This is a genomic window from Streptomyces sp. 8K308 (genome assembly GCF_004348315.1).
Taxonomy (GTDB): Bacteria; Actinomycetota; Actinomycetes; order Streptomycetales; family Streptomycetaceae; genus Streptomyces.
On record NZ_SMKC01000286.1, the window covers coordinates 1 to 9,141 of the forward strand.

Here is a 9,141-nt window from a genome sequence, read left to right on the forward strand (position 1 = left end):
CAGGAGATCCCCATCTGCTGCGCCGGCGTAAGCCGGTCCAACTCCGGCATCTCCTGCGCCCCACCCCATTCGACCCCCCTCATGCCACAGCCCTCCCACTTCCATTCGGATCGGCGCGAGCCGGCAGGAGAGAGATACCCGCGAATCACCCCCTCACATCGCCGGCGCACGACGGCTCTCGGAGGCATGGAGGGCGCGGCTAGGAACCGGGGGTGGTCGTCCGCACGGTGGCGATCACGCGCGTCACCTGCACGGGGCCGGGGGCCGTGGAGAAGTCCTGCAGGTCCGTGTCCGCTCCGAGGGCGAGCAGCCGCATGAGCGCCTCGTCCTTCTCGAGCCCGCCGAGCGACGGGTCCGGCTGCGTCCGCCCCCAGGCGACCGCCTTCAGCCGTTCCCACAGATCCGGCTCGTCCACCAGCCGCGCGTAGAACGCCCGGTGCTCGCTGCGCAGAATCAACAGTTCGGCCAGCCGCAGCAGTCCCTCGCGGTCGAGCGGCCGGCTCCCGATCCGCTCCAGCACGGACGCCGTCAGCTTCAGCACGCTCACGAACCGTTTGACCTTCCGCGGGCTCGTGCCGAGACCGACTCGCACCAGCCACCAGAACGGGCCGTCCTCGGCGAGTTCCGGGCGTACATGTCCCACCAGCGACTCGCGCAGCACCGAGCCTTGACCTCCGGGAGGAAGAACGGCAGTTGAACGATCTTCTCCAGGTAGGCCGCTCCGTCCACCGGCGCCCGGGCACCGAACTTCCGGGCGGCGACGGCGGACAGCAGGTCGTAGTCCATCGCCAGCACGAAGACGCATCGCGAGTCGCCGGTGAACAGCTTGAGCGACTCCAGCACGGTCACGGCGACCTCGGGCGCACAGCGGTCCAGGTCGTCGATGAAGACGACCAGCCGGCCGCCGTCTCCGACGAACTCGCTGACGGCGTCGGCGAACTCCTGCTCGAAGACGTTCACGTGGCGGTGGAACTCGGCATCGCTCTCCGCTAGCTGGTCGAGCGCCGACTCGGTCGACTCCTTGCCGAGCAGTCCGCCCGTGGCCATCGCGCCGACCCCAATCCAAGGACCAGTTCACCGCAGCGGGTCAACGTTTGCTGCACGAGATGGAGAGAGCCGCCCGTCAATGGAGGCATGCGCCAGTCCTGGTAAACGCCTCCACTCTCGCGCGAGACGCGGTCATCGCGCATCGCGTCCTCTGGCGCCTGCACCATCTGCGCGCCGAGCCGGCGACGGTCGCGGCACTCGCCGACGCCTGGCGCGCGGGGCTTCCACATTCCCGACTCGGCGACGTACCAGCCTTGCTCGTCCCCGCCTCCGAGGTCACGGGGTTGGACTCCGTCATCACGCCGTTTCGCGAGCGGCCATCGAGGGCGACGTCCGCCCCATGCCGCTTGTCGACGCTCGCGAGTGGGAGCAGCCGACCGACCCCCACGCCTGGCTTCGCCTCGGCCTCTATCTCCACGCCACCGCGCTGATCTCCCCTGCCACACACGACTGTTGCTCCGGCCTGAACTCGTCCGAGACGTTCACGAAGCCCTCCGACGTGACGCCGAAGGCGGTGCGCCACCACCGATCCCGTCGCCTTGGCCGCCTGGATAGGAGCGCCCAATCATTGGGGACATGCCGCCGATCTACCGCTCCGACCGCGCACCAGCGCCAGAGTGGCCGGGACGAGGGCCAGCGCGCTGAGCGCGTTGAGCGCGGCGCCGATGCCCAGGGCGGCGGCCAGGGTCGGGGCGGCGAGGCCGCCGACGATGGCGGCCAGCGAGTCGGCGGCCAGGAAGAGGGCCGCCACTCGGCCGAGCAGGCCGGCCGGAACGGTGTGTTGGAGATGGGTCTGGACGGCGGTCAGCAGCATGCTGCCGGGCACGCCGACCAGGCAGGCCGCGAGCACGGCGGCCGGCAGCCCGGGGGCGTTGGCCAGGGCGAAGAAGGCGCCCCCGGTGCCGACCCGAGCCGCGGCCAGGACCCGGAGGGTGCCGAACCTGCTCAGGGCCGGGCCGGCGAGCGCCGCGCCGCACAGGAAGCCGGCGCCGAGTCCGGAGATGACGTAGCCGAGCGCGTGTCCCGGGGCTTGGAGGCGGGTGACGAGGAGCGGGACCAGCAGCGCGGTGAGGCCCGCGTTGGCCGTGAGGAAGAGGGTGTTGGCGGCGAGCGGGCCGCGCAACGCCCGGTCGGCGGCGACGGCGGCCAAGCCGGCGCGCAGCCCGCCGCCGGTTGGGGCGGTGGGCTCCGAAGGCGTGATCCGGCGGCCGAGGAGCGCGAACAGCCCGGCGGAGGCCAGGTAGCCGGCGACGTCGATGGCGAGCACCGCGCCCATGCCGGGGCCGGCGAGCAGCAGCGCGCCGAGCGGCGGCGCACCCAGCCTCAGCACGCTGCCGACCGTCAGCTCCAGGGCGTTGGCAGCGGCGAGCTCGCGCTGCCCGGTGCCGACGACGGCGGGGGTGAGGGCACGGACCGCTGGGCGTTGGACGGTCGCGGCGGTGTTCTCGGCGAGGACGGCGAGGTAGAGCAGCCAGACGTCGCCCGCGTCGTCGACCAGGAAGATCAACGCGACGGCGGCCGCGCAGACCAGTTGGGCCAGGCACAGGGCCCGGGTCAGGCTCACCCGGTCGAGCAGGACGCCGGCCCAGGGTCCGACCAGCAGGCCGGGCAGCGCCTCGACGGCGATCGCGAGGCCGGTGGCCGTGGCGGAGCCGGTGAGCTGGAAGACGTACACCGGGATGGCCACGATCAACAACCAGTTGCCGAGCGCGGCGACGGCGCTGCCGCTCAGCAGCAATGGGAAGGCGCGGTGGCGCGGTACAGGGACCCTCACCCGACAGAAGTTATCCGTGTAGAATACTTTTTGACAATAGTATTCGGTCGAAATAGTCGGAGGGCGGCGGCATGGACGGCGCGGATCTCGGCCAGGAGCTTCGGGCACGCCGGAAGGCGGCGGGGCGGACCATCGCCTCGGTGGCGGCGGACGCCGGCCTCTCGGTGCCCTACATCGCCAACCTGGAGAACGGGCGGGGCAATCCGACGCTGGCCGCGCTCGGCAGGCTGGCCGAGGCGCTGGGCGCGCGGCTCGCCGTCTCCCTCACCGAAGTGGACACCGAGGAAGATGACGCGGCGGAGGCGCGCCGGCTGCTCCAGGCCACGCGCGCGAGGGCCGTCATCGCCTCTCTCCCCGCGACGGAGCCGCAGGTACTCACCGCACTGACGGCGATCGCCGGGGCGACCGGCCGGGCTCCCAACGAGCGCGACCTCAACCGGCTGCTCGACCTCCTGCTGCTGGCGACCGACGAGCGGTGAGCATGGCACGTCGACCGAGGCATTGACATGGGCCCGTCAGCGGGGAAGTCTGGTGAAAGCTGGGAGGTGTTGTTCGCTTCTGTTCTCTCGCCCCGCGTCATTTCGCCTGGAGGTCAACGTTGACTTCCTCTCCCGCCTCAAGGGCGGGGGAGTCCAGCGGCCGCCCGCTGGGGTTCCTGCTTCACCGACGACCGCCCCGTCCGGGAGGACTCCCGTTGAGGTCTTACACCGTCTCCACAGGCAGACGCCGCCAGCCCGGCGGCCAAAATGGTGCGTGCCGCGTTCACGTCGCGGTCATGCGTGGTGCCGCAGTCGCACGTCCACTCGCGGACGTTCGGCGGCAGCTTCTCGCGGACCGTACCGCAGCCCCCGCACAGCTTGCTGGAAGGGAACCAGCGGTCGATCACGACGAGTTCACGCCCGTACCAGGCACACTTGTACTCCAGCATGGAGCGCAGTTCCGTCCAGGCCGCGTCGGAGATGGCGCGCGCGAGCTTGCCGTTCTTCAGCAGGTTGCGGACGGTGAGGTCCTCGATCACGACCGTTTGGTTCTCACGGACGAGTCGAGTCGACAGCTTGTGCAGGAAGTCGCGGCGCCGGTCGGCGATCCGCGCATGCACGCGGGCGACCTTGTGGCGGGCCTTCTCCCGGTTCGCCGAGCCCTTCGCCTTCCGCGACAACTCACGCTGCGCGCGGGCCAGCCGGGTGCGGTCACGACGCTCGTGCTTCGGGTTGGCGATCTTCTCCCCGGTGGACAGGGTCACGAGGGAGGTCATGCCCGCGTCGATACCGACGGCGTTCGCCGTGGCCGGAGCCGGGGTGACGCGGTCCTCACACAGCAGGGACACGAACCAACGCCCGCAGCTGTCGCGGGACACGGTCACCGTCGTCGGCTCCGCGCCCTGCGGGAGGGGACGCGACCAGCGGATGTCCAGCGGCTCCGCCATCTTCGCCAGAGTCAGTCGCCCTTCGCCCCACGCGAATGCGCTGCGGGTGTACTCGGCCGACGCACGCGACTTCTTCCGGCTTTTGTACCGGGGGTACTTGGCTCGCTTGGCGAAGAAGTTGACGAACGCCGTCTGAAGATGGCGCAGCGCCTGCTGGAGCGGGACGGAGGACACCTCCGTGAGGAAGGCGAGTTCCTCGGTCTTCTTCCACTCCGTCAGCGCGGCCGACGACTCCACGTAGGAGACCCGGCGCTGCTCGCCGTACCAGGCCCGCGTGCGCTCCTCCAGCGCCTTGTGGTAGACGAGGCGGACGCAGCCGAACGTGCGAGACAGCTCAGCCGCCTGCACGTCCGTGGGGTAGAAGCGGTACCGGTACGCCCGCCTGACCTGCCGCGTCACGACCTATCAGCTTCCGTGTGAGTGGCACGTGTCGGCCGGTGCCCGCAGACGCCGAAATGCCCTGGAGGCGAACCGGCCTTTCCTGCCCTGCTCCACAGGAGCTTCGTTTCCTCCCCGGCCTGAGGGCCGGGGGTATCCACGAAGGGATCCTGATGACCGAGCACAACGCGCTGAGCCGCCGCCGGCTGCTGACCGGGGCCGCGACCGTCGCCGCCGCGACGACCGCCGGCGGGCTGGTCACCGCCGGTCGGGCCCACGCCGCCGAGACCTGGGAGACCGTGCTCAACACGGACTCGTTCGCCAGCTACCAGTCCCTGGAGGCGAACTGGAACTACCTCTACCCGTGGGGCTCGGACCACAACGGCACCGCCCGCATGTACGGCAGTCCGAGCGACCACAACCACATCTTCCTCTCGGGCGGCGGGGTGTTGACCCTGCTCGCCACCCGCATCAACTGGGACGAGGGCAACAGCGGCGCCGACCCCCACCTCCCGATCCGCTACCACTCGGGCGCGGTGCACGCCAAGCACCAGATCACCGTCACCAACCAGTTCCCCAACTACGAGGTGAAGGGCGAGTTCCAGGCGCCGAGCGCGCCCGGCACCTGGCCGGCGTTCTGGCTCACCGGGGTCAACAGCTGGCCGCCGGAGAGCGACATCCTGGAGTTCAAGGGCGACAACCGGAACTGGTTCAACACCTTCCGCACCTCATCCGACGTCTCGAGCACCATCGTCCCGGTCTCCTCGCCCGGCAGCTGGCACGGCTACCGGGCGTGGATCACCAAGGTCAACAACACCGACGTGGACATCCATTACTACCTGGACGGCACCTGGAAGGCCGTGCACCGCGGCGCAGGCTTCGTCGGCAAGCCGCTGTGGCTGATCTACAACCTCCAGATGGAGGGCTCGTCCGGCGGCTCGGGCCCGACGTCCGACACCTACTACCGGGCCCGCAACATCTACATCGGCCGCACCCGGGTCAGCTGACCCGCGCCCCGCCCTCCCGGGCCGGGGCCGCCCGCAGCGCCACCCGGGCCGGGATCGCCGTGGCCAGCAGCGCGAGACCCACGACCGCCGCCACCAGCAGCGCGTAGCCGGCCGGCGACACGGCCGGGGCGACCCGGCCCGTCATGCCGCCGCTGAACGCGGCGAGCGTGGCCAGCGCGATGCCCGTGCCGAGCAGCACCGCCGTCGCCGCCACCGTCAACGACTCGAGGCGCAGCATCCGCAGCACCTGCCGCCGGCTGGTGCCGATCAGCCGCAGCAGCGCGAACTCCCGCGCCCGGTCGGCGGTGGCCATCGCCAGGGTGTTGACGGCGGCGATGGTGGTGAAGGCAAGCACCAGGCCCATGCCGAGGAAGGCGACCTCGGCGTTCGTCCGCTGGCCCCGCGCCACCTGGTCCGCGAGCGCGCCGCCGTCGCGCACCGCGAGCCCGGGGAACTCCCCGACGGCGGTGGCGAGTCGGGCGGCGTCGACGCCCTCTTCGGTGGCCACGAGCGCCGCCTCGGCCAGCGGGTTGTCCACGTGCGCGGCCACGAGGCCCCGGTCAAGGGTGATGTCGCCGAAGCCGAGCCGGCGTTCGTAGACGGCCACCACGGTCGGCGTCACCGGCGTGTTGTCGCCGAGCACCAGCGGGAACGGGTCCCCCGGCCGCAGCCCGTGGTGATCCGCCACCAGCTCGCTGACGGCCACCCCGTCCGCGTCGAGATCGGTCAACGAGCCGTCGACCACCCCGAGATCGAGCGTCTCGGCGAGTCCCGGCCCGGACGTCACCGCCTGCGTCCGGTACTTGTCGAGCCCCGGGGTACGGATCTCCGTGTGCGACACCTCGGTGACGGCCGTGACGCCAGGCTCGGCCCGCAGCCGCTCGGCCGCCGAGCCCGGCACGCCGAGCCCTCCCTCCGGCACCACCGCGAGCTCGGCCACCACCCCGTCCCTGGCCTGCCGTTCGGCCGCCGCGCCCAGCGTCGTCTGGCTGAACACGATCACCGCGGCCATCGCCACCAGCAGCGTCAACGGCGTGATCACGGCCGCCAACCGGCGGGCGCCGGCGCGCGCGTTGTGCGCGGCGAGGTGTCCTGAGACCCGGGAGAGCCGCAGCGGCACGCCGAGCGCCGCGAACGCGCCCCTGGCCAGCACCGGACCGAGCAGCGCCACCGCCACGCACAGCACGAGCACCGCGAGATAGGTGACGGGCGTGGCCGCCGGCTCGGTGCGCAGCGCCGACAGCACCACGAGCAGCACCACCCCGCCCGCGAGCACGAGCCCGCCGGCCAGCAGCCGGCCCCGCGCCACCCCGCGCACGTCGACCGCCGACTCGGCCAGCGCCTCGGCCGGCCTGATCCGCGCCGTGCGCCGGGCGGCGAGCCGGGCCGCGAGCCAGGCGGCGAACAGCGTGGCCAGCACGGCGGCCGCCGCCGGGAAGGGGCTCGACACCCGCTCCAACGTCTCGGGCACCGCCCCGAGTTCGGTGAGCCTGGCGTGCAGCAGGGCCGCCAGCGGCTGCCCGGCCACCGCCCCGCAGACGCCGGCGACCAGGCCGACGATCAGTGCCTCGCGGCCGATGAGCCGCCGCGTCTGACGCGGCGTCGCGGCGATGGCGCGCAGCAGCGCGAGCTCGCGGCGCCGCTGCTGGGTGGCGAGCGCCAGCGTGCCGACCACGACCAGCACCGCGACCAGCAGCCCGGTGCCGCCGATGGCGCCGCCCATGCTGACCAGCCGCACCCGCGCCTGGGCCGCGTCCAGGAACTCGACCTCGCCGCGCTCGCCGCCCGTGCGCACCACGGCCGACGCGTCACCCAGCGCATCGCCGATCCGCCCGGCCAGCTCATCGGCCGAGACCCCGGCGGCCGGGAAGACGCCGACGACCGTGTCCCGGCCCTGGTGTCCCGCGAGTCGTCGCGCCTCGTCCTCGGCGAAGAAGATCGCCGCCTGCTCGCTGATCGCCCCCGCGGCCACCCCGACCACCGTGTACTCGGCCGGCGCGTCCGTCGCCTGCACGGTCACCGCGTCCCCGACGCCGATCGCGGCACGCCTGGCCAGGCCGGCGTCCACCACGATCTCGCCGTCGGCCTCCGGCGCCCGCCCGCCGTCCTCGATCGTGAACGGCGTGAGCGCCGCCGAACTCCACGCGTGCCCGAGGGGCTCCGGCCCGCCCTCGGCGCCGACCAGCACGGCCGGGAACGTCACCTCTGGCACCACCTCGCCGACCCCCGGCACGGCCGCCACCGCCGCCGCGGTGCCGGTCGGCAGCCAGGCGCGCTCGCTCACCGGCTTGGCCTTGTGCTTGACCTTGTCGCCCTTCCGCTGCTCGTGGTGCACGTTCTGGTCGGCGGCCACCACGACGGGCGCCGCGGCGTACCGCTCGGTCCTGATCTCGCCCCGCAGCCCCGTCTCCAACAGCCCGCCGCACGCCGTCACCAGGGCCGCCGCGCAGCACAGCGCGAGAAACGCCCCGACGAAGCCGGCGCGCCGGGCGCGCAGGGTCCACCACGCATAGCGCAACATCAGGCCCACGCCCCCATGCGCGTCATCCGGTCCGCCACTCGCTCGGCGGTGGGCTCCGTCATCTCCCCGACCAGCCGCCCGTCCGCGAGGAACAGCACGGTGTCCGCGTACGAGGCCGCCACCGGGTCGTGCGTCACCATGACCACCGTCTGGCCGCTTTCGCGCACGATCCCGCGCAGCAGTTCGAGCACCGACTTGGCCGTGACCGTGTCCAACGCCCCGGTCGGCTCGTCGCCGAAGATCACGTCGGGCTCGGTGATCAACGCCCGTGCGATCGCGACACGTTGCTGCTGCCCGCCGGACAGCTCCGTCGGCCTGGCATCGGCCTTGCCCCCGAGCCCGACCCGCGCCAACGCGCCCTCCACCCGCCGCCGGTCGATCCGCCGCCCGGTCAGCCGCAGCGGCAGGCCCACGTTGTGCCGCACGGTCAGCGCCGGCACCAGGTTGAACGCCTGGAACACGAACCCCACCCGCTCCCGCCGCACCTCGGTGGCCCGCCGCTCGTTCAACCCGCTGATCTCCACGCCCGCGAGCCACGCGCTCCCGGCCGTCACCCGGTCGAGCCCCGCCGCGCAGTGCAGAAACGTGCTCTTGCCGGAACCCGAGGGACCCATCACCGCGGTGAAGCTGCCGCGCGGTATCGCGACGCTCACCCCGTCCAGGGCCCGCACGGCCGAGCCGTTCCGCCCGTACACCTTGCTGACGTCGTCCAACCGGACCGCCGCCGTCTCGCCGCTCATTCCGCCGTCTCTCCCGTCTGTTCCGCCTGGTCGTCGTCCGGCTCGGCGAACGCGTCCGGGAACGCGAGGAACCGCGTGTACACCGTCCGCGCCCCCGGCGGCGTCTCGGCCTCCGGGCGCTTGTAGCGGTTGAGCAGCGCGATGTACGCCTCGAACAGCTCGCGCAGCTCGTCCGCCGTCAGCCGCACCGTCCCCCGCGAGTACGGGAGGGCGCCCGCCCACCCGTCGGGCGCCGCCCGGCCCCGCAA

8 protein-coding genes and 1 pseudogene are annotated in these 9,141 nt (G+C 72.6%); 2 read left to right on the forward strand and 7 right to left on the reverse strand.

Annotation, left to right across the window (positions count from 1 at the left end; genetic code table 11):
- Positions 1–199 precede the first annotated feature (199 nt).
- The 3 genes from E1265_RS28310 to E1265_RS28320 all read right to left on the reverse strand — a co-directional run bounded on the left by E1265_RS28310 (position 200) and on the right by E1265_RS28320 (position 2,821).
- Positions 200–547, reverse strand: coding sequence for a hypothetical protein (locus E1265_RS28310; RefSeq protein WP_132933838.1), 348 nt, complete (start codon positions 545–547; stop codon positions 200–202).
- The gene (locus E1265_RS28315; protein WP_132933839.1) at positions 544–1,047 is read right to left on the reverse strand and encodes a P-loop NTPase fold protein; all 504 of its coding nucleotides are present in this window, start codon (positions 1,045–1,047) and stop codon (positions 544–546) included. Before E1265_RS28315 ends, E1265_RS28310 begins: the two co-directional genes overlap by 4 nt.
- A 565-nt stretch (positions 1,048–1,612) precedes the next feature.
- Positions 1,613–2,821: an MFS transporter gene (locus tag E1265_RS28320; RefSeq protein ID WP_165953917.1), complete on the reverse strand. Its 1,209-nt coding sequence runs from the start codon at positions 2,819–2,821 to the stop codon at positions 1,613–1,615.
- Positions 2,822–2,892: 71 nt separating this feature from the next.
- Here E1265_RS28320 and E1265_RS28325 point away from each other — a divergent pair, with 71 nt between their 5' ends.
- Positions 2,893–3,300: a helix-turn-helix transcriptional regulator gene (locus E1265_RS28325; RefSeq protein WP_132933841.1), complete on the forward strand. Its 408-nt coding sequence runs from the start codon at positions 2,893–2,895 to the stop codon at positions 3,298–3,300.
- Between the two features lie 137 nt (positions 3,301–3,437).
- On the opposite strand, the gene E1265_RS28330 is transcribed toward E1265_RS28325, so the two are convergent.
- Positions 3,438–4,646: an RNA-guided endonuclease TnpB family protein gene (locus E1265_RS28330; RefSeq protein WP_132933842.1), complete on the reverse strand. Its 1,209-nt coding sequence runs from the start codon at positions 4,644–4,646 to the stop codon at positions 3,438–3,440.
- Positions 4,647–4,798: 152 nt separating this feature from the next.
- On the opposite strand from E1265_RS28330, the gene E1265_RS28335 reads away from it, so the two are divergent.
- The gene (locus E1265_RS28335; protein ID WP_243741171.1) at positions 4,799–5,632 is read left to right on the forward strand and encodes a glycoside hydrolase; all 834 of its coding nucleotides are present in this window, start codon (positions 4,799–4,801) and stop codon (positions 5,630–5,632) included.
- Here E1265_RS28335 and E1265_RS28340 read toward each other — a convergent pair.
- The 3 genes and pseudogenes from E1265_RS28340 to E1265_RS28350 all read right to left on the reverse strand — a co-directional run.
- A complete protein-coding gene (locus E1265_RS28340; RefSeq protein WP_207931245.1) occupies positions 5,625–8,153 on the reverse strand; it encodes an ABC transporter permease in 2,529 nt (842 codons plus the stop codon). The genes E1265_RS28335 and E1265_RS28340 overlap by 8 nt on opposite strands.
- The gene (locus E1265_RS28345; RefSeq protein ID WP_132933844.1) at positions 8,153–8,893 is read right to left on the reverse strand and encodes an ABC transporter ATP-binding protein; all 741 of its coding nucleotides are present in this window, start codon (positions 8,891–8,893) and stop codon (positions 8,153–8,155) included. The genes E1265_RS28340 and E1265_RS28345 overlap by 1 nt, the downstream gene beginning before the upstream one ends.
- Positions 8,890–9,141 (reverse strand): annotated as a pseudogene (locus E1265_RS28350) (ArsR family transcriptional regulator); the annotation flags it as partial. The gene E1265_RS28345 and the pseudogene E1265_RS28350, both read right to left, overlap by 4 nt.